General features: G+C 74.9%; 18 protein-coding genes. 10 read left to right on the top strand and 8 right to left on the bottom strand.

Going from position 1 to position 20,994, the window contains the following annotated elements:
• Positions 1 to 134: 134 nt before the first annotated feature.
• From NFX44_RS06930 to NFX44_RS06900, 7 genes are all read left to right on the top strand, one after another.
• Entirely contained in the window at positions 135 to 779 is a 645-nt protein-coding gene (locus tag NFX44_RS06930; RefSeq protein ID WP_262282671.1) for a TetR/AcrR family transcriptional regulator, read from the top strand.
• 16 nt (positions 780 to 795) lie between these two features.
• On the top strand, positions 796 to 1,590 hold the full coding sequence (locus tag NFX44_RS06925) for a TIGR03084 family metal-binding protein (protein ID WP_262282670.1): 795 nt from the start codon (positions 796 to 798) through the stop codon (positions 1,588 to 1,590).
• The gene (locus NFX44_RS06920) at positions 1,587 to 3,272 is read left to right on the top strand and encodes an acyclic terpene utilization AtuA family protein (RefSeq protein ID WP_262282669.1); all 1,686 of its coding nucleotides are present in this window, start codon (positions 1,587 to 1,589) and stop codon (positions 3,270 to 3,272) included. Before NFX44_RS06925 ends, NFX44_RS06920 begins: the two co-directional genes overlap by 4 nt.
• On the top strand, positions 3,269 to 4,438 hold the full coding sequence (locus NFX44_RS06915; protein WP_262282668.1) for an acyl-CoA dehydrogenase family protein: 1,170 nt from the start codon (positions 3,269 to 3,271) through the stop codon (positions 4,436 to 4,438). The genes NFX44_RS06920 and NFX44_RS06915 overlap by 4 nt, the downstream gene beginning before the upstream one ends.
• A 55-nt stretch (positions 4,439 to 4,493) precedes the next feature.
• Complete coding sequence (locus tag NFX44_RS06910) at positions 4,494 to 6,095, top strand: acyl-CoA carboxylase subunit beta (RefSeq protein ID WP_262282667.1); 1,602 nt, start codon at positions 4,494 to 4,496, stop codon at positions 6,093 to 6,095.
• Positions 6,096 to 6,165: 70 nt separating this feature from the next.
• Complete coding sequence (locus NFX44_RS06905; protein WP_262282666.1) at positions 6,166 to 8,211, top strand: biotin carboxylase N-terminal domain-containing protein; 2,046 nt, start codon at positions 6,166 to 6,168, stop codon at positions 8,209 to 8,211.
• The gene (locus NFX44_RS06900) at positions 8,208 to 9,371 is read left to right on the top strand and encodes an acyl-CoA dehydrogenase family protein (protein WP_262282665.1); all 1,164 of its coding nucleotides are present in this window, start codon (positions 8,208 to 8,210) and stop codon (positions 9,369 to 9,371) included. The genes NFX44_RS06905 and NFX44_RS06900 overlap by 4 nt, the downstream gene beginning before the upstream one ends.
• Before the next feature lie 54 nt (positions 9,372 to 9,425).
• Here NFX44_RS06900 and NFX44_RS06895 read toward each other — a convergent pair whose 3' ends face one another.
• Positions 9,426 to 10,628 carry a GH25 family lysozyme gene (locus NFX44_RS06895; protein ID WP_262282664.1) on the bottom strand — a complete coding sequence of 401 codons (1,203 nt, stop codon included), beginning with the start codon at positions 10,626 to 10,628 and terminating at the stop codon, positions 9,426 to 9,428.
• A 223-nt stretch (positions 10,629 to 10,851) separates the two neighbouring features.
• Between NFX44_RS06895 and NFX44_RS06890 the strand changes: the two genes are divergently transcribed.
• Positions 10,852 to 11,565, top strand: coding sequence for a hypothetical protein (locus tag NFX44_RS06890; protein WP_262282663.1), 714 nt, complete (start codon positions 10,852 to 10,854; stop codon positions 11,563 to 11,565).
• A gap of 199 nt (positions 11,566 to 11,764) precedes the next feature.
• Positions 11,765 to 12,232, top strand: coding sequence for a hypothetical protein (locus NFX44_RS06885; RefSeq protein ID WP_262282662.1), 468 nt, complete (start codon positions 11,765 to 11,767; stop codon positions 12,230 to 12,232).
• On the opposite strand, the gene NFX44_RS06880 is transcribed toward NFX44_RS06885, so the two are convergent.
• The 7 genes from NFX44_RS06880 to NFX44_RS06850 all read right to left on the bottom strand — a co-directional run bounded on the left by NFX44_RS06880 (position 12,219) and on the right by NFX44_RS06850 (position 20,062).
• The gene (locus NFX44_RS06880) at positions 12,219 to 13,727 is read right to left on the bottom strand and encodes a serine/threonine-protein kinase (protein ID WP_262282661.1); all 1,509 of its coding nucleotides are present in this window, start codon (positions 13,725 to 13,727) and stop codon (positions 12,219 to 12,221) included. The two genes, NFX44_RS06885 and NFX44_RS06880, sit on opposite strands and share 14 nt — an antisense overlap.
• Positions 13,728 to 13,757: 30 nt before the next feature.
• The gene (locus NFX44_RS06875) at positions 13,758 to 14,240 is read right to left on the bottom strand and encodes a hypothetical protein (protein WP_262282660.1); all 483 of its coding nucleotides are present in this window, start codon (positions 14,238 to 14,240) and stop codon (positions 13,758 to 13,760) included.
• 106 nt (positions 14,241 to 14,346) lie between these two features.
• On the bottom strand, positions 14,347 to 17,928 hold the full coding sequence (locus NFX44_RS06870) for an adenylate/guanylate cyclase domain-containing protein (protein WP_262282659.1): 3,582 nt from the start codon (positions 17,926 to 17,928) through the stop codon (positions 14,347 to 14,349).
• Complete coding sequence (locus NFX44_RS06865) at positions 17,925 to 18,752, bottom strand: MBL fold metallo-hydrolase (RefSeq protein WP_262282658.1); 828 nt, start codon at positions 18,750 to 18,752, stop codon at positions 17,925 to 17,927. Before NFX44_RS06865 ends, NFX44_RS06870 begins: the two co-directional genes overlap by 4 nt.
• Before the next feature lie 118 nt (positions 18,753 to 18,870).
• Positions 18,871 to 19,332 (bottom strand): RidA family protein, encoded by a 462-nt coding sequence (locus NFX44_RS06860; protein ID WP_262282657.1) that lies wholly within the window; start codon positions 19,330 to 19,332, stop codon positions 18,871 to 18,873.
• A 65-nt stretch (positions 19,333 to 19,397) separates the two neighbouring features.
• Positions 19,398 to 19,553 carry a DUF4177 domain-containing protein gene (locus NFX44_RS06855; RefSeq protein WP_013289021.1) on the bottom strand — a complete coding sequence of 52 codons (156 nt, stop codon included), beginning with the start codon at positions 19,551 to 19,553 and terminating at the stop codon, positions 19,398 to 19,400.
• A 62-nt stretch (positions 19,554 to 19,615) separates the two neighbouring features.
• The gene (locus tag NFX44_RS06850; protein ID WP_262283158.1) at positions 19,616 to 20,062 is read right to left on the bottom strand and encodes a hypothetical protein; all 447 of its coding nucleotides are present in this window, start codon (positions 20,060 to 20,062) and stop codon (positions 19,616 to 19,618) included.
• Positions 20,063 to 20,406: 344 nt separating this feature from the next.
• On the opposite strand from NFX44_RS06850, the gene NFX44_RS06845 reads away from it, so the two are divergent.
• The gene (locus NFX44_RS06845; RefSeq protein ID WP_262282656.1) at positions 20,407 to 20,988 is read left to right on the top strand and encodes a hypothetical protein; all 582 of its coding nucleotides are present in this window, start codon (positions 20,407 to 20,409) and stop codon (positions 20,986 to 20,988) included.
• The last annotated feature ends 6 nt before the right edge of the window (positions 20,989 to 20,994 follow it).

Below are 20,994 nucleotides of genomic sequence, written 5' to 3'. Positions count from 1 at the left end.
ATCTGGTGAGGCGCACGTTAGTCCAGCCATCGACCGACAGCTAGATCTATGCGCATGGATTGTATACATCGCTCGGTCAGGGCTCAGAAAAAGTCAGTCTTGACTGTTTGTTTCGGGCGCGGCACGCTGTCCCCGTGCCCAGCGCATCGACCCGCGTCCCCCAGCAGGAGCGCAGCCGCGCCACCCAGGCCCGGCTGCTGGAGGCGACCGTCGAGTGTCTGGTGGAGCACGGCTGGTCCGGCACGACGACGACCGTGGTGGCCGCCCGGGCGGGCGTCTCCCGGGGCGCCCAGCTGCACCACTACCCGACCAAGGCGGCCCTGGTCACCGCCGCCGTCACCCACCTCACCGAGCGCCGGGCCGTGGAGCTGCGCACCGAGGCCGCGGCGTTGCCGGCCGGCCCGCGGCGCCTCGACGGGGTGGTCGACCTGCTCGCCGCCGCCTTCACCGGGCCGCTCTTCGTCGCGGCGCTGGAGCTGTGGGTGGCCGCCCGCACCGACGCCGAGCTGCGCGACGCCCTGGTCCCCCTCGAAGCGCGGGTCGGCCGGGAGATGCACCGGCTCACCGTCGAGCTGCTCGGCGTCGACGAGCGGCGACCCGGCGTCCGCGAGGCGGTGCAGGCCACCCTCGACCTGCTCCGCGGCCTCGGCGTGGCCAACCTGCTCAGCGACGACACGACCCGCCGCACCGCCCTGCTGCACACCTGGAAGCGCCAGCTCGCGACCCTGCTCACCCCCGACGCCGCAGCGCCGACGCCCGGGAGCGCACGGCCGCACTGATTCCCCCGGAGGCACCATGGTCGACCTGACAGCCCTGCTCGCGGACCTGGCCGCCGAGTCCGAGCAGCTCGACGCCCTCGTCGCACCGCTGCCGCCGGAAGCCTGGGAGCGGCCGACCCCGGCGCCCGGGTGGAGCATCGCCCACCAGATCGCCCACCTGGCCTGGACCGACCACGTCGCCCACCTCGCGGCGACCGACGCGGCGGCCTTCTTCGCCTCGGTGACCTCCGCTCCGGACCCGTCCCGGCTGGTCGAGGACGGCGCCGAATCGTTCCTCGCCCCGGCCGCGCCGCTGCTGGCGCGCTGGCGGGCCGGCCGGGCCGCGCTCGCCACGGCGCTCGCCGCCGTCCCGGCCGGGGAGAAGCTGCCCTGGTACGGCACCCGGATGTCGCCCACCTCGATGGCGACCGCCCGGCTCATGGAGACCTGGGCGCACGGCGAGGACGTGGCCGACGCGCTGGGCGTCCGGCGTGCCCCGACGGCCCGCCTGCGGCACGTCGCGCACCTGGGCTTCCGTACCCTCGGGCACAGCTTCGCGGCCCACGGCCGCGCGGTGCCGACAGCACCGGTCCGTGTCGAACTCGCCGCACCCGACGGGGACACCTGGGCCTTCGGGCCGGCGGACGCGGCCGACCGGGTCACCGGGCCGGCGCTCGACTTCTGCCTGCTGGTCATCCAGCGCCGGCACCGCGCGGATCTGGCGCTGGTCGCCACCGGGCCGGTCGCCGACGAGTGGCTCGACATCGCCCAGGCGTTCGCCGGGCCGCCCGGCGGCAAGCGGGAGGCGGCGGGCGGCGGGGTGACCCGGTGACCGCGCTGCGGGTCGGCAACGCGTCCGGCTTCTACGGCGACCGCCTCACCGCCTGGCGGGAGATGCTCGACGGCGGCGAGCTGGACGTGCTGACCGGCGACTACCTGGCCGAGCTGACCATGCTGATCCTCGGCCGGGACCGGATGCGCGACCCCTCGCTCGGCTACGCGAAGACGTTCCTGCGCCAGCTGGAGGGCACCCTCGGCACCGCGCTGGAACGCGGGGTCCGGCTGGTCACCAACGCGGGCGGGCTCAACCCGGCGGGGCTGGCCGCCGCCATCGGCGCCCTCGCCGACCGGCTGGGCCTCACCGTCCGGATCGGATACGTCGAGGGCGACGCCCTGGCCCGGCCGGACGCGTTGACCGCGAACGCGTACCTGGGGGCGTTCGGGATCGCGGCCTGCCTCGACGCCGGGGCGGACGTGGTGGTCACCGGGCGGGTGAGTGACGCCTCGCTGGCGGTCGGCCCGGCGATTTCCCACTTCGGCTGGGCCCGGGACGACCTCGACGCGCTGGCCGGGGCCACCGTCGCCGGGCACCTCATCGAGTGCGGGGCGCAGGTCACCGGCGGCAACTTCAGCTTCTTCACCGAGCTGCCCGACGGCGGGCACCGCCCCGGCTTCCCCCTCGCCGAGATCCACGCCGACGGCTCGTCGGTGCTCACCAAACACCCCGGCACGGGCGGCGCGGTCACCGTGGAAACGGTCACCGCCCAACTGCTCTACGAGGTGGGCGGGCCGGACTACCTGGGGCCGGACGTGGTGACCCGGCTGGACACGGTGGAGCTGGCGCAGGAGGGGCCGGACCGGGTGCGGGTCTCCGGTGTCCGGGGCACGCCACCGCCGGACACCCTCAAGGTGGGCGTCAACAACCTGGGCGGCTTCCGCAACTCGATGACGTTCGTGCTCTGCGGGCTGGACATCCCGGCCAAGGCGGCCCTGGTCCGGGGCCAGCTGGAGGAGGCGGTCGGCAAGGAGGGGCTGGAGTTCACGCTGGCACGGACCGACCACCCGGACGCCACCGACACCGAGGCGGCGAGCGCGCTGCTGCACGTACACCTGCGGGACGGCGACAAGGCGCGGGCCGGGCGGGCCTTCTCGGCGGCCGCGGTGGAGCTGGCGCTGGCCTCCTATCCGGGCTGCACGCTGACCACGCTGCCCGGCGACGCCACCCCGTGCGGGGTGTTCACCGCCGACACGGTCCCGCAGGACGCGGTCGCGCACGTGGCCGTCCTTCCCGACGGCACCCGCACGCCGATCCCGGCACCCACCGTCACGTGTTCGCCGCAGGCCCCGGCGCCCCGCGAGGCGTCAACCGGGAGCCCTTCCGCGCACCCGACCCGGCGGGTGCCGCTCGGCGAACTCGTCGGGGCGCGGTCGGGAGACAAGGGCGGGGACGCCAACCTCGGCGTCTGGGCCCGCTCCGACGCCGGCTGGGCCTGGCTGCGCGGCTGGTTGACCGTCGCGCGGCTGGCCGAGCTGCTGCCGGAGACCGCCCCGCTGACCGTCGAGCGGTACGAGCTGCCGCACCTGCGCGCGGTCAACTTCGTGATCCGGGGGCTGCTCGGCCAGGGGGTGGCCGCCTCCACCCGCTTCGACCCGCAGGCCAAGGCGCTCGGCGAGCTGCTCCGCTCCCGGCTGGTCGACCTGCCCGCCGACCTCACCCCGGGGGTGCCGTCGTGACCATGGTGGACACTCCCGAGCGGCGGCAGCTCCGCGAGCTGACCCGGGCCTTCGTGACCAGGGAGGTCCTGCCCCACCTGGACGACTGGGAGCGGGCCGGCGAGGTGCCCCGCTCGCTGCACGAGACCGCCGCGAAGATCGGGCTGCTCGGCATCGGCTTCCCCGAATCGGTCGGCGGCAGCGGCGGCGACCTGCTCGACTCGATCCTGGTCACCGAGGAGATCATCCGCTCGGGCGGCTCGTCCGGGCTGGTCGCCGCGCTCTTCACCCACGGCATCGCGCTGCCGCACATCGTCGCCGCCTGCGGCGACAAGGCAGGCCCGGGCGCCGCCGGTCCGCAGCATCTCATCGAGAGGTACGTGCGGCCCACGCTGGCCGGCACGATGATCGGCGCACTGGCGATCACCGAGCCGGGCGGCGGCTCCGACGTGGCGGGCATCCGCACTTCCGCGCGGCGGGACGGCGACCACTACGTGGTGAACGGGTCGAAGACCTACATCACCAGCGGAATCCGGGCCGACTTCGTGACCACCGCGGTCTGCACCGTGCTGCCGGGCAGCGGCGACCTCAGCCTGCTGGTGATCGACAAGGGCACGCCCGGCTTCACCGTCGGCCGCCGGCTGGAGAAGCTCGGGTGGCACTGCTCGGACACCGCCGAACTCTCCTTCGTCGACGTCCGGGTGCCGGCGGCGAACCGGGTCGGCCCGGAGGACACCGGCTTCCTGGCGATCATGCAGCAGTTCGCCACCGAGCGGCTGTCCCTGGCCACCCAGGCCTACGCCACCGCGCAGCGCTGCGTGGAGCTGGCCACCCGCTGGTGCCGGGACCGGTCCACCTTCGGCCGCCCGCTGGCCAGCCGGCAGCTCGTCCGGCACCGGCTCGCCGACATGCACACCCGCGCCGAGGCGGCCCGGGCGTACGTGCACGACGTGGCCGGGCGGGTGGTCGCCGGCGAACCCGTGGTGACCGAGGTGGCGATGGCGAAGAACGTCGCCGTGGCGGCCTGCGACTTCGTCGTCGACGCGGCGCTGCAACTGCACGGCGGCTTCGGCTACCTGCGCGACGCCGAGGTGGAACGGCACTACCGCGACGCCCGGATCCTGGGCATCGGCGGCGGCACCACGGAGATCATGAACGAGATCATCGCGAAGGGCATGGGCCTGTGAGGGCGAGGAGTGAGCCGGGTCTGCGAGCCCCGCAGTCACGAACGGAAGGATCGCTGTGACGACACTGGACAGCGGGCTCGACCCGTCCTCGGCGGCCTACCGGGCCAACCGGGAGGCGCTGCTGGAACGCCTCGCCGAGCTGGAGACCGCGCTCGACCGGGCCCGGGCGGGTGGCGGCGAGAAGTACGTGACCCGCCACCACAAGCGGGGCAAGCTGCTCCCCCGGGAGCGGGTCGAGCTGCTGCTCGACCAGGACAGCCCCTTCCTGGAGCTGTCACCGGTGGCCGCCTACGGCACCGACTTCCCGGTCGGGGCCAGCACGGTCACCGGCATCGGGGTGGTCGAGGGCGTGGAGTGCCTGGTCGTCGCCAACGACCCGACGGTACGCGGCGGCGCCGTGAACCCCTGGGCGCTCGCCAAGACCCGGCGGGCCGGCGAGATCGCCCTGGCCAACCGGCTGCCCATGGTCAACCTGGTGGAGAGCGCCGGCGCGGACCTGCCCACGCAGGCCGAGATCTTCATCCCGGGTGGCCGGGTGTTCCGCGACCTGACCCGGCTCTCCGCGGCGAAGATCCCCACGGTCAGCGTGGTGTTCGGCAACGCCACCGCGGGTGGCGCGTACGTGCCGGGCATGTCGGACTACACGATCATGATCCGGGACCGGTCGCAGGTCTACCTGGCCGGGCCGCCGCTGGTGAAGATGGCCACCGGCGAGGTCACCGACGACGAGTCGCTGGGCGGGGCGGTCATGCACTCGGCGAAGTCCGGCCTGGCCGACTTCCTGGCCGAGGACGAGCGGGACGGCATCCGCCTGGCCCGGCAGTGCGTACGCCGGCTCAACTGGCGCAAGCAGGGTCCCGCGCCGCGCAACCCGTCCCCGTCCCCACCCAAGTACGACCCCGACGAGCTGCTCGGCATCGCCAGCGCCGACCTCAAGGTGCCGTTCGACCCGCGCGAGGTGCTGGCCCGGGTCCTCGACGGCAGCGACTTCGACGAGTTCAAGCCCGGCTACGGCACCGCCCTGGTCACCGGCTGGGGCGAGCTGCACGGGTACCCGGTCGGCGTGCTGGCCAACGCCCGCGGTGTGCTGTTCAGCGAGGAGGCGCAGAAGGCCGCCCAGTTCATCCAGCTCGCCAACGCGGCCGACACCCCGCTGGTCTTCCTGCAGAACACCACCGGCTACATGGTCGGCACCGAGTACGAGCAGCGCGGCATCATCAAGTACGGCGCTCTCATGATCAACGCGGTGTCGAACTCCACGGTCCCGCACCTGACCGTCAACCTGGGCGCCTCCTACGGCGCCGGCAACTACGGCATGTGCGGCCGGGCGTACGAGCCGCGGTTCCTGTTCACCTGGCCGAACGCGAAGTCGGCCGTGATGGGGCCGGCGCAGCTCGCCGGGGTGCTCTCCATCGTGGCCCGGCAGGCCGCCGCCGCCCGGGGCCGCGACTACGACGAGGAGTCCGACGCCGCCATGCGGATGATGGTCGAGCAGCAGATCGAGTCCCAGTCCGGTGCGCTCTTCCTCTCCGGCCGGCTCTACGACGACGGGGTGATCGACCCCCGGGACACCCGTACCGTCCTCGGGCTCTGCCTGTCGGCGATCCACAACGGACCGGTGAAGGGCGCCGACGGCTTCGGCGTCTTCCGGATGTGAGGGGCGGACCGGTGAGCGCGAGGAACGCAGCGAAGCGGAGTGCGGCAGTCGCGAACGGAGGGCCAGCTCAGTGATCTCGAAACTTCTCGTTGCCAACCGGGGCGAGATCGCCCGGCGGGTCTTCGCCACCTGCCGGACGCTCGGCGTGGAGACGGTCGCCGTGCACTCCGACGCGGACGCCGACGCGCCCTTCGTGGCCGAGGCCGACCAGGCCGTCCGGTTGCCCGGCAACTCGCCGGCCGAGACGTACCTGCGGATCGATCTGGTCCTGGACGCGGCGCGCCGGGCCGGCGCGGACGCGGTCCACCCGGGTTACGGGTTCCTGGCCGAGAACGCGGAGTTCGCCGCCGCGGTCACCGACGCGGGGCTGACCTGGGTCGGCCCGCCGGCCAAGGCGATCGCCGCGATGGGCGACAAGATGGCGGCCAAGGCACTGCTCGCCGACGCGGGCGTGCCGATGCTGCCCACCTGGACCGAGCCCGGCCAGGTGACCGACTTCCCGGTGCTGGTCAAGGCCGCCGCGGGCGGCGGCGGCCGGGGCATGCGGGTGGTCCGCGACGCCGACGGCCTCGCCGAGGCTGTCGCGGGCGCGCGCCGCGAGGCCGCCGCGGCGTTCGGTGACGGCACGGTCTTCATCGAGCGGTACGTCGAACGCGGCCGGCACGTCGAGGTGCAGATCTTCGGCGACAGCCACGGCACGGTGGTGGCCCTCGGGGCGCGCGACTGCTCGATCCAGCGCCGGCACCAGAAGATCGTCGAGGAGGCGCCGGGCGTCCTGCCCCCGGAGGTCCGCGAGCGGCTGTACGAGGCGGCGGTGGCCGCCGGCCGGGCAGTCGACTACGTGGGCGCGGGCACGGTGGAGTTCCTGCTCGCCCCCGACGGGCAGGTCCACTTCCTGGAGATGAACACCCGCCTCCAGGTGGAGCACCCGGTCACCGAGCTGACCACCGGGCTGGATCTCGTCCGGCTGCAACTGCTCGTCGCCGAGGGCGAGCCGCTGCCGCTGACGGCCACCCCGCCGGCCGACGGCCACGCCATCGAGGTGCGGCTCTGCGCCGAGGACCCGGCCCAGGGCTTCCGCCCGGCCACCGGCACGCTGCACCGGTTCGCGATCCCCGGGGTCGGCGCCGAGTTCGGCCCGACCGGGGGCCTGCGACTCGACTCCGGCGTGACGGGCGGGTCGGCGGTCAGCGTCCACTACGACTCGATGCTGGCCAAGCTGATCGCCTGGGCGCCCACCCGGGCCGAGGCGGCCCGTGCCCTCGCCGGCGCGCTGGCCCGGGCCGAGTTGCACGGCGTCGCCACCAACCGGGACCTGCTGGTCCGGGTGCTGCGCAGCCCCGAGTTCGCTGCCGTGGACATCGACACCGGCTTCCTGGACCGGCATCCCGAGGTCTTCGCCCCGCTGCTCCCCGCCGCCCGGCTTCCCGTGGCCGCCCTCGCCGCCGCGCTGGCGGGCGCCGCCGGGCGCCGGGCGTCCGCGCCCCGGCTGGGCGGGCTCCCGTCGGGCTGGCGCAACGTACCGGCGTTTCCGCAGGTCACCCGGTTCGCCGGGGCGGGCGGCAGGGAGATCGAGGTCCGGTACCGGCTGGACCGCACGGGCGCGCTCGCCGACTGGTCGGTGTCCCCGGCCGGCGGGGGCACCGCCTCCGGCGCCGTCCCGGCCGTGACCGTGGTCGAGGCCGCTCCCGACCGCGTCGTGCTCGACGTCGACGGGGTGCGGCGGGCGTTCCGCGTACACCGGGTGGGGCCGGAGGTCTTCGTGGACGGCCCGGACGGGGCGGCGAGCCTCACCGAGCTGCCCCGGTTCCCCCTGCCCACCGCCGAGCTGGCGGCCGGGTCGCTGCTCGCGCCGCTGCCCGGCGCGGTGACCCGCGTGCACGTCGAGGTCGGCCAGCGGGTGAGCGCCGGCGACCTGCTGCTGACCCTCGAAGCGATGAAGCTCGAACACCCTGTGCTCGCGCCGGCCGACGGCGTGGTGGCGGAGCTGCCCGTGCCGGCCGGCGGCCAGGTCGACACCGGGGCCGTACTGGCCGTCATCGACGGCTCCGGCCCGGCGCGTCCGGCGCCGCGCCGCGACCTGGAGCCGTCGAATCCCGAGGAGGACCCGCGATGAACTTCGACCTCACCCCCGAGCAGGACCAGCTCCGCGACGCCGTCCGGGCGCTGGGGCGGAAGTACGGCCACGGGTACTTCGTCGAGAAGGCCCGGGCCGGCACGCACACCACCGAGCTGTGGCAGGAGGCCGGGCGGCTCGGCTACCTGGGCGTCAACATCCCCACCGAGTACGGCGGCGGGGGCGGCGGCATCACCGAGCTGGCCATCGTCTGCGAGGAGCTGGCCGCGGCCGGCTGCCCGCTGCTGCTGCTCGTCGTCTCACCCGCCATCGCGGCCACCGTCATCGCCCGGCACGGCACCGACGAGCAGCGCAAGCGCCACCTGCCCGGGCTCGCCGACGGCTCGCAGAAGATCGTCTTCGCGATCACCGAGCCGGAGGCCGGGTCGAACTTCCACCGGCTCGGCACCGTGGCCCGCCGCGACGGCGACGACTGGCTGCTGACCGGCCGCAAGTGCTACATCTCCGGCGTCGACGAGGCCGGGCACGTGCTGGTGGTGGCCAGGACCGAGGACTCCGGGACCGGCAAGCTCAAGCCGGCGCTGTTCATCGTGCCGACCGACGCTCCCGGGCTGGAGCGGTCCAAGCTGGACATGGAGATCCTCTCCCCGGAGAACCAGTTCCTGCTCTACCTGGACGACGTCCGGCTGCCCGGCGACGCGCTGGTGGGCGAATCCCTGGACGCGGGGCTGCCGGCCCTGTTCTCCGGCCTCAACCCCGAGCGGATCACCGTCGCCGCGATGGGCGCCGGCACCGGCCGGTACGCCATCGAGCGGGCCAGCGAGTACACCGCCAAGCGGACGGTGTGGGGTGGGAAGAGCATCGGCTCCCACCAGGGCGTCGCCCACCCGCTCGCCCACGCGGCGGTGCAGGTGGAGCTGGCCCGCCTGATGATCCACAAGGCGGCCACCCTCTACGACGCCGGCCGCGACCTGGAGGCCGGCGTCGCCGGCAACATGGCCAAGTACGCGGCCGGCGAGGCCGCCGCGCTCGCCGTGGACACCGCCGTCCAGGCGCTCGGCGGCGCCGGCATGACCACGGAGTACGGCGTGGCGACCCTGCTGGGCGCGGTCCGGGCCGGCCGGATCGCGCCGGTGAGCCGCGAGATGATCCTCAACTTCGTGGCCCAGCACGTCCTCGGCCAGGACAAGTCCTACTGAAACGCCCCCGTGCCCGGCGCCCCTGGTCGGGGCGCCGGGCACGGGCAGCGCGGCTCAGGAGGTGGCGATCCGGTCGAACTTCTCCCACGGACCGATCGACGTGCGGTTGGCGATGAGCGGCTGGGTGCCCGCGCTCTCCGCCACCACGTACCGGCCGTTGGCGTTGGCCCGGAGGCTGATGGTGCCGTCCGAGTTCTCGATCACCGTGAACTTCTCCCAGGCGCCGACCGACGTGCGGTTGGCGATGAGCGGCTTGGTGCCCGCGCTCTCCGCCACCACGTACCGGCCGTTGGCCCGGGCCCGGAGGGCCACGAAGCCGTCGCCCGCGTCGAGCACGTCGAACTGCTCCCACAGCCCGACCGAGGTCCGGTTGGCGATCAGCGGCTTCGTGCCGGCGCTCTCGGCCACCACGTAGCGGCTGTTGGCCCGGGCCCGGAGGGCGATCGGGGCCGCGACCGCCGGGGCGCCGGTGAGCCGGGTGAGGGCCGAGTAGTCGCCGTTGAACACGTTCTGGCTGTAGCTCCCCGGCGTGCTGGGGTCACCGGCGGCGTACTGCCAGATGGTCTCCGTCGTCCAGCCGGCCGGCAGGGGCGGGCGGGTCGTGGTGTAGCCGGCGATGTCCAGCGGGTTGGCGCCGAAGGACGCGTTGTTGCCGGTGCACGGGTTCCAGTAGTTGGTGTTCGTGTAGATCATCACCGGCCGGCCGATGCGTGCCTTGACCTGGTCGGTGAAGGACTTGATCCAGGCGGACATCTCCGTCGTGGTGAGGCCGTAGCAGGTCGGCGCGCCGGACCAGTACGGCCACTCGATGTCCACCATGGGCACCAGCGTCTGGCTGTCCTTGGCGAACTGGGCGTTGTCGATGAAGAAGTTCGCCTCGGTGACCGGGTCATGCCCGTCCGGGCGGGCGAAGTGGTACGCGCCGACGAGCAGGCCGGCGTCCTTGGCCGCCGCGTAGTCCTCGGCGAAGTAGGGGTTGCGGTACGTCTGCCCCTCGGTCGCCTTGACGTACGCGAACTTGGCGCCACCGGCCGCCACGGACGGCCAGTCGATCGGGCCGAGGTTGTGGTCGTGGCTGGAGACGTCGATGCCGCGGATCGTGTAGCCGGCCGGGATGGCGGCGCTCGTGGACGCCGAGGTGGTGCGCGCACCCGGCTTGACGCCGGCGTTCGCGTGGCCACCACCGTCGGGAGCCGCGTCGGCCGCACTGGCCGGCTGCGCCATGCCGAGTGCGCCGAGCGCGAGCCCGGCGGACATCAGAACAGAGATAATTCTTCGAGACATGGGAGTGGAGATCTCCTTTGTCGGGAGGTCGAGGGCCGCCGTTCGCCAGGGGGGCGGATCACGGCGGCGGAGCGCCCCCGCCTTCCGGCCGGGGATCGGCGGGAGCGGGGTGCCGCCGTACTCTAACCCGCCGAAGCGCCTGCCCACTGCCCCGATCGCGATCGACACCGGTGGGACGGCCCGGGAGACTGTCGCCATGGTGCCGCCCGATCTGGAGCGGGCGACCGACCGGCTCTACGCCGTCTTCGCCCACCACCCCATGCCGCCCGACATGACGGCCTGCGACCACTGCGTCGACCCCGCCGAGGTGGACCTCTTCCGGCGTACGCCGCTGCGCGCGCTCACCCCGAAGCAGCTCGGCACCTACCTGTCCAACCCCGGCACCTGGGGCGACGGGACCGAGCTGCCGCATCTGGTGCCGCGACTGCTGGCGGCGTACGCGAGCGGGGAGATGGCGGACTGGTGGTGGCCGGGCCACGTGACCTCGCGGATCCACGCGAGCTGGCAGCACTGGTCCCCCGAGGAGCGCACGGCCGTCACCGGGTTCGTCCGGTCGTGGTGGCGCCGGACCCTCACGTCCTGGCCGTCCACCAACCCGGTGCCGGACGTTCTGGAGGCCGTCGTCGCGCTCGACCTTGACGTCGAGGAGTACCTCTCGGACTTCGCCGAGCTGCCGGGTGACACGCCCGCCCGGCAGCTCGCCGCCTTCGTCGACAACTGGCGGTGGGGTTCGTCGCTACCCGAGGACGCACAGCGGGCGGTGCGACGCTGGCTCATCGGCGGCACGCCGGGGCGGGTGCTGTGGGAGGCGGCGGTGGCGCGCGCGGGATGCCCGGCCGGCGACGAGCTGACCGAGGCCGCCGAGCTGGTCGACGTGCTGCGGGACATGCTCCGCGGAGAGAACGCCTGACCGGGCCGCCCCTCGCGTCGTCCGCGGCCCGGGGTACGGCGGGTGCCCGATCACCCGCCGTACCCCGTAACGGAATCTTATTGATCGACGCTTTCATCATCCTCCCCAGTGGATGCTGGTCGGCTCCGCGGGCGTGGTCGGCGGGCAGCCGTGCCGGTCCGGCAGTTGACAGCTCGACGGCCTGGGCCATGCTTGTCGGGTGAGTTCGTTCCCGAAGCCCGATGCGCGGGTCAAGGCCGTCGTCGCGTCGGTGGCGGCGGTTGCGGCGCTGGTGACGTTGGTGGTGTGGCACCCGGCCGGCATCCTGTCAGTGGTGCTGGCCCTGGTCTGCGTCCTGCTCGGCATGATCGCCGGGGTGACGCTCACCGCCGCCCGGCAGGCTCCTCCCCGCGCCGACGCGTCCCCCGACGAGTGGCCGGCCCCCACCGCGTACGGGGTGGACGCCGACACCCTGGAGGCGATCGACCCACGGGCGGTCCGGCAGCTCCGCACACCGGCCGACGGCTACGCGGGCGACGCCGACACGTTGGAGGCGCTCGACCCGCGGGCGGTCCGGGACCTGCGGGCGTCCGGCGGCGGCTACCCGGGCGACGCCGACACCCTGGGCGCACTCGACCCGCGGGCGGTGCGGCAGCAGCGGACGGCGAACGGGATCAGCGACCGGTGAGGGTCGGCACGGCCAGCGCGTCCACGCCCCGCCCCGCCAGGCACCGGTAGGTGCGCTCAGTGCCGGTCGGTGGCAGCACCTCCAGGTTCCAGCCGGTCACCTGTCGCACGCCGCTCGCCAGCTGGAACGTGCCCACGCTGCAGACCTGCTGGACGGCCGGGTCGGCCACCACCGCGTCGTGGCCCGCGCCGACGAGCGCGGCCGGCAGGTCGCCCTCGGCGTAGCTCTCCCACGTGTGCCGGCCGTCGCAGGGCACCCGGGTCGCCTCGGCCCGGTCGCGGCGCAGCCGCACGGGGCCGTAACACTCCAGTTCGGACGCGCAGTGCGCGCCCGCCGGCAGGCGGACGTCGCCCGTCGCGCAGCCGGGCGGCACCCGCGACGGCTCGACCGCCCCGCTGGCCACCGGCGTCGGCGACACCACGGCGGGAGCGCCGTCGGCCAGCCAGGCGCCCGCACCGGCGGAGGCGGCGAGCGCGAGCACGCCGGCCCCGCCGAGGAACCAGCGCCGCGGCCAGCGGCGGCCGCGGCTCGGCACGGTCGGGTGGGCGTCCTCGGCAGGCGGGCGCGGGCCCGGCTGGCCGGTGCGGGTCAGCGAGTGGCCGCCGGTGGTCGGGCCGCCGCTGACCGGAGCCCCCGGATAGGGCGCGCCGCTCACCGGCGCCGACCCCGGATCCAGTGGGAGCGAGGCGAGCAGGCCACGCAGCTCGACGGCGGACGGACGCTCGTCCGGGTCGTTGGCCATGCCCAGCCGCAGCACGTCGATCAGCTCGTCGGGCACCCCGGGCAGGCCGGGGATCGGCTGCTGGAACATCTCCAGCACGGTGACCAGGCTCGGGTTGCGCTCGGACTGCCAACGCGGCGGGCGGCCGTGCATCACCGCGTAGAGGGTGGCGCAGAGCGCGTAGACGTCGACGGCCGGGCTGGGCGGGCTGTGGCTGAACATCTCCGGCGGCGCGTAGGCCGGGGTAAGCACCTCGAGGGTGACCGAGGCGTCGCGCACCTCGGCCAGCACCGCCAGCCCGAAGTCGGCCAGCACGGCCGGATTGAAGTGCGAGTAGAGGATGTTGGCCGGCTTGACGTCCCGGTGCAGCACCCCGGCCGCGTGTGAGTGGGCCAGCGCGTCGGCGATCTTCACGCCGAGGTCGCGGGCCTCGACCGCGCCCAACGGGCACCGGCGCATCCGCTCCGCGTACGAGCCGTCGCAGAGCTCCATGATCAGGTAGGGGTGCTGGTCGACGGTGACCCCGACGTCGAAGAGGTCCACCACGTGCGGGTGGGAGGACATCTTGCCGGCGGCCCGCGCCTCGCGCAGGAAACGCGCCTGGTCCCGATCGCTGTCCAGCGTGCGGTTCTCCACCTTGACCGCGACCTCGCGCCCCACCGAGATCTGGGTGGCCCGGTAGACGGTGGCGTAGCCGCCCCGGGCGAAGACCTCCAGGTCGGTCAGACCGGGCACGATGGGCAGCCGCAGGGCGCCGGGCGGGGTCTCGGTCACGACTCGAAAATACCCAACGGTCCCGGTCGCTCAGCGCACCGCGTCGGTCGCCGGAACCGGGCCCGGACCCGGAGCGGTGTCGTCCCCGGCTGCCGGCCGGCCCGGCCCGGCGGCCGCCCGGCGGGCGTCCCACCACAGGCCGACGGCCGTCGCGACCGCGCCCAGGCCCTCCCAGGCCGCGACCCCGAAGAACCGGTCCGGGGCGACGTCGGAGAGCACCGCGATGCTGAAGACGGTGAACGTGACCAGCCGGAACCAGACGGTGAACCGGTAGAACGGCCGCCACTCGGTCGCCACGGCGAGCAGGTAGTAGACCCCCATGTTGAACGAGGCCATCGAGGACGCCGTGAGGAACGTGCCGGTGTAGTCACCCGGGGCACGCTCGGCCGGCACCTCGAAGCCGAGCAGGCGGAGCTGGGTCTCCGGCCAGATCAGCCCCAGCGCGCCGAGCAGCAGCGCCAGAAGCCCGAAGACCGCGATCGTCCAGCCGGCGCCGGAGCGCGGCAGCCTCATCGTCCCTCCCCCAACCGTGGCCGTCGGCGTGGACGGCCCGCACGCCCCCACGCTAACCGCCCCCTCCGACGGGCACATCCCCGGAACCGGTAGAACCGGGCGGGGATCAGTGCGCGGCGAGGCGGACGCGGAGCGCGTCGGCGGCGGCCCGCTCACTGCGCTGCTCGGTGGCGTACGCCAGCCGCACCGCCTCCTCGGCGCTGGCCAGCGCCTCGGCCGGGCGACCGCAGGCTTCGAACGCCTCGGCCAGCACCATCCGCGCGATGACCTGGCTGCGCACGTCCTCGGCCGGCGCCGACACGGCCCGCTGCGCCCAGTCCAGCGCCTGCTCGCGCTGGCCGTGGCCGAGCAGCGCGGACGCGTACCGGGCCATGGTCTGGCGGCGGGAGAACAGCAGCGACGGGGTGTTGGCGGCGGTCGTGGCCACCGGGGCGAGCAGCCCCACCGCGGTGGCCGCGTCGCCGGCCGCGAGCCGGGCCATGGCGAGCAGCACCCGGGGCGCCACCTGGGCGGGGGCCTGCGGGTTGTGCGGCTCCACAGTGGTCAGCACCGACCGGGCCTCCCGCTCGGCCGTCGCGGCGTCGCCCATGTCCAGCGCCACGAAGCCGCGCAGTGTCCCGGCCATCCCGGTGAGCAGCGGATGCGCGGTGCGGTCGGCGTACCCGAGAGCGTCGGTGAGCAGGTCGGCGGCGTGCTCCGGCTCGCCCAGCCCGCGCGCCACCACGCCGCGCACCACCAGTGCGAAGCCCTGGCCCCAGTCGTCGCCGACCTCGGCGAACTCCCGGTACGCCCGGCGCGCCGCCCGGTCCGCCTCGCCCAGCTCGCCCAGCTCGGCGGTGGCGTACGCCTCGACGGCGCGCAGCGTGCCCACCGCCCACGCCTCGCCGACCCGCTCGCCGAACGGCAGGAACACCTGCGCCATCCGGCACGCCTCGCGGAGCCGGCCGGCGAGCAGCCGCGCGAACGCGGTGGTGCCGCGCAGCCAGGCCCGCCCGTACGGGTCCTTCAGCTCGGCGAAGAGCCGGGCGGCCCGGCCGAGCACCGCGTCGGTGCCGGCGAAGTCGCCCCGGGTCGTGGTGACCCAGGCCAGGTTCTGCAACGACCAGGCCTGCCCGCGCGGGTCCTTCGCGGCGAGGCTGACCTGGTAGGAGGCCGCGAGGCGGCTGCTCGCCTGGCCCAGCCGGCCGGCGATGAAGTCGGCCATGCCGAGCCGGCGCATCGCCGAGGCGCGCATGGTCGGCAGCTTTGCCTCCGTGGCCACCTGCAACGCCTCCTGCCAGCTCCGCTCGGCGCGGGTGGCGTCGCCCAGCGTCTGGTGGGCCTGCCCGGCCAGCAGGAGGGCGCTGGTCCGGGTGGCCGCCGCGTCCCCGGCGTTCGCGGCGATCTTCTCGGCGAAGGCGAGCGCGTCGGCCGGGCGACCGATCTGGAGCAGCGCCCGGGCGTGCACCACCTGGTCGGCCAGCGGCACCCCGTCGCGGGCCAGCTCGGCGGCGCGTTCGGCGTACTCGACGGCCATCGCCGGCTCCCCGGACCGCAGTGCGCGGCGGGCGGACCGGCACAGCGCGGCCACGCCCAGCGGGGCCACCGCCCGGGCCGGCGCGTCCGGGCGGAGCTTGACCGCGTCGGCTAGCGCGGCGGCCCGCTCGACGTGCTGCGCGACGAAGTCGTCCCGGGCGGACTCGGTGAACCCGCCGGGCGCCGTCGTGGTGCCGTCGGCGTTCTCCGGTGCCGCCCAGCGGGCCAGTGCGGCGTGCCGCTCGGCCAGCTCGGCCTTGCTCACCCCGGCGTACGCGGCCTCCCGCATGAGCGGGGTCGCGAAGGCGAACCCGGTGCGGGTGCGGTGCAGCATGCGGCGTTGCAGCAGCTCCTCCACGGCCCGCTCCAGCTCGACCGCGGCCACCGCGGCCGGCCGGCCGTCCCGCCCGACGCGCTGCTCGCGCAGCGCCTCCAGCGCGCCGTCGGGCACGATGTCGCCGACCACCGCGGCGTCCCGCAACACCGAGCGGGCGTCCGGCGGCAGGGCGTCGATACGCGCGGCGAGCACGGCGGCCAGGTCGCGGGAGAGCAGCCGGCTGCCCAGCGAGCCGGGCGCGAGCCGCCAGCCGACGTTGGCGTCCCGCCCCGGGCCGGCGGTCAGCGCCCCGCGCTCCATCAGCAGGGTGACCAGCTCGGCCAGGTAGAACGGGTTGCCCTGGGCGGTGGCGAGCAGCCGGTCGGCGTCGGCCGTGGACAGCTTGCCGCCGCTCAGATAGCTGGTGAGCAGCCGGGAGGCGTCCGCGCCGCGCAGCGGGGGCAGCGCGTGCACCTCGGCGTCCGCGACGCGGGTCAGCGCGCCGGCGGTCCGCACCAGCTCGGGCCGGCCGAGCAGCAGCACCAGCACCGGGCCGCTGAGCCGGTTGAGGGTCAGCGCGAGCGCCTTGATCGTCTCGGCGGTGGCGTCGTGCAGGTCGTCCACCACGATCACCAGCGGCGCCTCCAGGGCGAGCGCGCTGAGCAGCTCGGCGACCGCGTTGGGCACGGCCTCGGCGTCCGGCGGCGGGGAGGCGGCGTTCCACTCGCCGTTCTCGGTGGCGGCGGGGAGTTCGGCGTACCCGAGCAGGGCCAGGAGCTGGTCCACGGCGAGCGGGGGCGGGTCGCCGGGGAGCCGGCCGAGGCGCTGCCCGAGCCGGCGCAGCCGCTCCTCGACGGCCGGCCGGGTGAGCGCCGTGGCGGCGTCGTTGGGCAGGCCGACCGCGGCCCGGACCAGGTCGGCGAGGGGGGCGAGGCGGCGCCGCTCGCCGAACGCGGCGCAGCGCACGGAGAGCACCCGGGCGCCGGTGTGGGCGGCGTACCGGCCGGCGCCGACGTCGTAGCCGGCGGCGAGGCGTTCCACCTCGGCGGCGAACCGGGACTTGCCGATCCCCGCCTCGGCGGTCATCAGCAGCACCCGGGGCTCACCCCGGTCGATCACCTCGGCCAGCCGGCCGGCGACCCGGCCGATCTCGGTCTCCCGGCCCACGAAGGGCGCCTCGTCGCCGAGGCCCGACCTGGTGCCCGGCGCGTCCAGCAGGCCGAGCAGCTCGTACGCCTCGACCGGCTCACGCTTGCCCTTGAGCCGCAGCGGGCGCAGCGCCCGCCAGGAGGCGACGTGCCGGGTGGCGGCGGAGGTGCGCCCGCCCGCGTAGACCGCGCCGACGGCGGCGGCGTCGGCGAGCCGGGCGGCGGTGTTCACGGTGTCGCCGATGACCGTGTACTCGATCGCGGCCTGGATGCCGGCGATGACGTCGCCGGTGTTCAGGCCGACCCGCAGGCCGAGCGGCGCGCCCCCGCCCCGCTCGTCGTCGAGCACCCGGCGGACCGCCCGCTGCATGGAGAGCGCGGCCCGGACGGCGCGCTCGGCGTCGTCCTCGTGCGCCACCGGCGCGCCGAAGACCGCCATGATCCCGTCGCCGGTCAGCTTGTCGACGTGCCCGCCGAAGGTCTTGACCGCGCCCGCCAGGGCGGCCAGCACCCGGTCCGTGACGGCGCCGACCCGTTCCGGGTCGAGGTCCTCCGACCAGGAGGTGAAGTCGGAGAGGTCGCCGAAGAGCACGGTGACGACCCGCCGCTCGGCGGCGGGCAGCGAGGCGGCGGCCGGCAGGGCGGCTCCACAGTTGTGGCAGAACCGCGCGCCGGGCACGGCGACGGTTCCACACACCGGGCAGGTCACGGCAGCTCCAACCCCGTACCCCCGGCGCCGGATTCCCGGGGGCTCACCCCGAGGTACTCCAGCTGGGCCCGGACCGACCATTCGGCGGCCCACCACAGCGACCGGTCGACGTCCGCGTAGACCCGCTCGACGACCTCGGGCGCGGTGGTCGCGCCGGCGGCGACCGCCGCGCGCACCTGGTCGAGCCGCGCCCGCCGGTGGGCCAGGTAGAAGTCGGCCGCCACACCGCAGTCGGCCAGCGCGGGGCCGTGCCCCGGCAACGCCGGGATCCCCCGGTACGTGGCGAGCAGCTCCAGGCTCGCCAGGTAGTCGCCGAGGTGCCCGTCCGGGTGGGCGACCACGGTGGTGCCCCGCCCGAGGATGGTGTCGCCGGTGAGCACGACCCGCTCGTCGCCGTGCCCGACCAGGAAGCAGACCGAGTCGGCGGTGTGCCCGGGGGTGGCGAGAAGGCGGATGTCCAGGCCGGCGTCGAGCAGGGTGTCCGGGGTCAGCGGCGCGCCGCCGACGGTGTGCGCCGGGTCGACGGCGAGGACGGGCACCCCGCCGAGCAGCTCACTGAGCCGCGGCGCGCCCTCGGTGTGGTCGGCGTGCCCGTGGGTGATCAGCACGAGACCGACCGGGCCGTGCGCGGCGAGCGCGGCGAGGTGCTCCTCGTCGGCCGGGCCGGGGTCGACCACCACGGCGTGCTCGGCGCCCGGGGCGCGCAGCACCCAGGTGTTCGTGCCGTCGAGCGTCATCGGCCCCGGGTTGGGGGCACGCACCAGCGTCACCCACTCCGGCAGCTCGTCCGCGAGCGCCCCAGCGGCTCCGGTCACAGGCCCCATGGCAGCGATCGTACGACCCCGCCCGCCACTGCCCGCGATCTTGCGGTGCCGCCAGGAGTTATGTCCCCTTGCGGGTCGTCTGCCCCACCGGCACCGGCAAGATCACGGGTACGCGGCGTCAGGCGACCTCGACGATGACCTCGACCTCGACGGGGGCGTCCAGGGGAAGCTCGGCGACGCCGACCGCGCTGCGGGCGTGCCGGCCGGCCTCGCCGAAGACGGCGCCGAACAGCTCGGAGGCGCCGTTGACCACGCCGGGCTGGCCGGTGAAGCCGGGCGCGCTGGCCACGAAGCCGGTCAGCTTGACGATCTTGACGACGTTCTCCAGCCCGACCAGCGAGTCGATCGCGGCGAGCGCGTTCAACGCGCACCGCTGCGCCAGGTCCTTCGCCTGCTCGGCGGAGACGCCGTTGCCGACCTTGCCGGTGGCGAGCAGCTTGCCCTCGGCGATCGGAAGCTGACCCGAGACGTAGACGTGCTGCCCGGACTGGACGGCCGGCACGTAGCTGGCCAGCGGCGACGCCACCTCGGGCAGGGTCAGGCCGAGTTCCGCGAGCTTCGCGTGCGGTCCGTTGCTCATGCTGTGCCGTCCTTCGTTCGCGACTGCGGGGCTCGCAGGCCCGGCTCACTCCTCGCGCTCACGGGTCAGCCCTTCGGACGCTTGAGGTAGGCGACGAGCTGCTCCGGGTTCGGACCGGGAACCACGGAGACCAGCTCCCAGCCGTCCTCGCCCCAGTTGTCGAGGATCTGCTTGGTCGCGTGGACCAGCAACGGGACCGTGGCGTATTCCCACTTCTGCATCGGGTGAAGGCTCCCTTGCCTGACATGGACTGCGGTCAGGCACAGCCTACGGTCCGCCGCCGTTACGGGGACGCGGGACGCTGCTCCGGCGTACCGGACGGCTCACCGCAGGGGCCCTCGTGCTCGTACCGCTGGGGGCAGCGGGTGCGGTCGGGCAGCAGCAGGTCGCAGAAGACCCGGTGCCGGTTGTTCTGGTCGTCGGCCGTGGAAACGGTGGTCTCGCCGGCGTCCAGCTCGCTGAGGAAGCCCAGCGAGGTGGCCACGGTGGAGGCGAGCGCGGTGGCCGCCGCCAGGTCGGGGACCCGGACCGGCAGGTGGATGACGTAGCCGGGCTCCTCCTCGTCGCGGCCCCGCCCGGCCGGCCGGCCCAGGGTGCGCACCACCTCGGCGGGCGGGCGGTAGGACCGCTCGTTGAACGGCGCTCCCGCGCCGGGCCCCTCGGCGTCGCCGAGCCGTCCGGCCCGCTCGCCGGGGAACTGGGCTCGGGGAATGTTCTCCGCGTCGCGCATCCGCTGCCTCCGGGCGTCGTACCTGTTCACGTCACCACCATCCGGCTCGGAACCCCTCACCGGTCCGGCCCCCGCGTCGCGACGAACGTAGGACCTGCCGAGAGTCCCGGCAACGGGACGCGCGCGCCCGCTCACCTCCAGTCACATATGCGACACATCCCCGATCGGGAAAGCGGCGGCGGGCTCACGTCCGGCGTGGCGCGGCGCGGCGTACGCGGGGCTGGCAAGCCGTCCGCCGACCGCTACCCTTCCGGTCTGGATGAGTGCCCGCGCTCGCCCGCCACGCTCGATCACGTGTCCGTCGCCTGGGGCGGCGTCGGCGCGCCGCACCCCGGGGGAACGACATGACCCAACCGCCCATCGGTGGCGCCGCCGGCTCGCCCGGAGGCCCCGCCCACCAGGAGCCGACCGCCGGCGCCACGCCGGCCCCCGGCGGCCCGCCGGCGACCGGCTACCCGCCGTACCCGCAGCCGGCGGCCCCGAAGAAGCGGCGCGGCCTGCTGATCGCCTCGATCGTGCTGGCCGCGGCGGTCCTGCTCTGCGGCGGTGGCGGCACGGCTGCGTTCCTCACCCTGCGGCAGGCCGAGGACGGCCAGGGCGCCAAGGAGCCGACGGTCGCCGTGGACGGCTTCCTCACCGCGGTCTACAAGGACCGGGACGCCCGCGCGGCGGCCACCTTCGTCTGCTCGGCGTCGCGCGACGACAAGAAGATCGCCGCCAAGGTCGCCGAGGTGCGGAAGTACGCCGGGCAGTACCAGAACGCGCGGTTCCGCTGGACCACCCCGAAGGTGGACAACCAGACCGGGGACCGGGCCACGGTCAGCACCAGGGTCACCATGACCACGGCCGACGAGAAGATGGCCGACCAGGAACTGCGCTTCACGGTGGTGCGGAAGACGGGTTGGTGGGTCTGCGAGGTCGCCTGACCGCGA

This window comes from Micromonospora sp. MA102, assembly GCF_025460765.1.
In the GTDB taxonomy this organism is placed as follows: domain Bacteria; phylum Actinomycetota; class Actinomycetes; order Mycobacteriales; family Micromonosporaceae; genus Micromonospora; species Micromonospora halotolerans.
This window is presented reverse-complemented; position numbering and strand designations above follow the sequence as displayed.

Bases quoted from the DNA above. Each gene is read 5' to 3' on its own strand.
- NFX44_RS06925 (WP_262282670.1), top strand. From the start codon at position 796: ATGGTCGACCTGACAGCCCTGCTCGCGGACCTGGCCGCCGAGTCCGAG.
- NFX44_RS06900 (WP_262282665.1), top strand. From the start codon at position 8,208: ATGAACTTCGACCTCACCCCCGAGCAGGACCAGCTCCGCGACGCCGTC.
- NFX44_RS06895 (WP_262282664.1), bottom strand. From the start codon at position 10,628: ATGTCCGCCGGGCTCGCGCTCGGCGCACTCGGCATGGCGCAGCCGGCC.
- NFX44_RS06890 (WP_262282663.1), top strand. From the start codon at position 10,852: ATGGTGCCGCCCGATCTGGAGCGGGCGACCGACCGGCTCTACGCCGTC.
- NFX44_RS06875 (WP_262282660.1), bottom strand. From the start codon at position 14,240: ATGAGGCTGCCGCGCTCCGGCGCCGGCTGGACGATCGCGGTCTTCGGG.
- NFX44_RS06865 (WP_262282658.1), bottom strand. From the start codon at position 18,752: ATGGGGCCTGTGACCGGAGCCGCTGGGGCGCTCGCGGACGAGCTGCCG.
- NFX44_RS06860 (WP_262282657.1), bottom strand. From the start codon at position 19,332: ATGAGCAACGGACCGCACGCGAAGCTCGCGGAACTCGGCCTGACCCTG.
- NFX44_RS06855 (WP_013289021.1), bottom strand. From the start codon at position 19,553: ATGCAGAAGTGGGAATACGCCACGGTCCCGTTGCTGGTCCACGCGACC.
- NFX44_RS06850 (WP_262283158.1), bottom strand. From the start codon at position 20,062: ATGCGCGACGCGGAGAACATTCCCCGAGCCCAGTTCCCCGGCGAGCGG.
- NFX44_RS06845 (WP_262282656.1), top strand. From the start codon at position 20,407: ATGACCCAACCGCCCATCGGTGGCGCCGCCGGCTCGCCCGGAGGCCCC.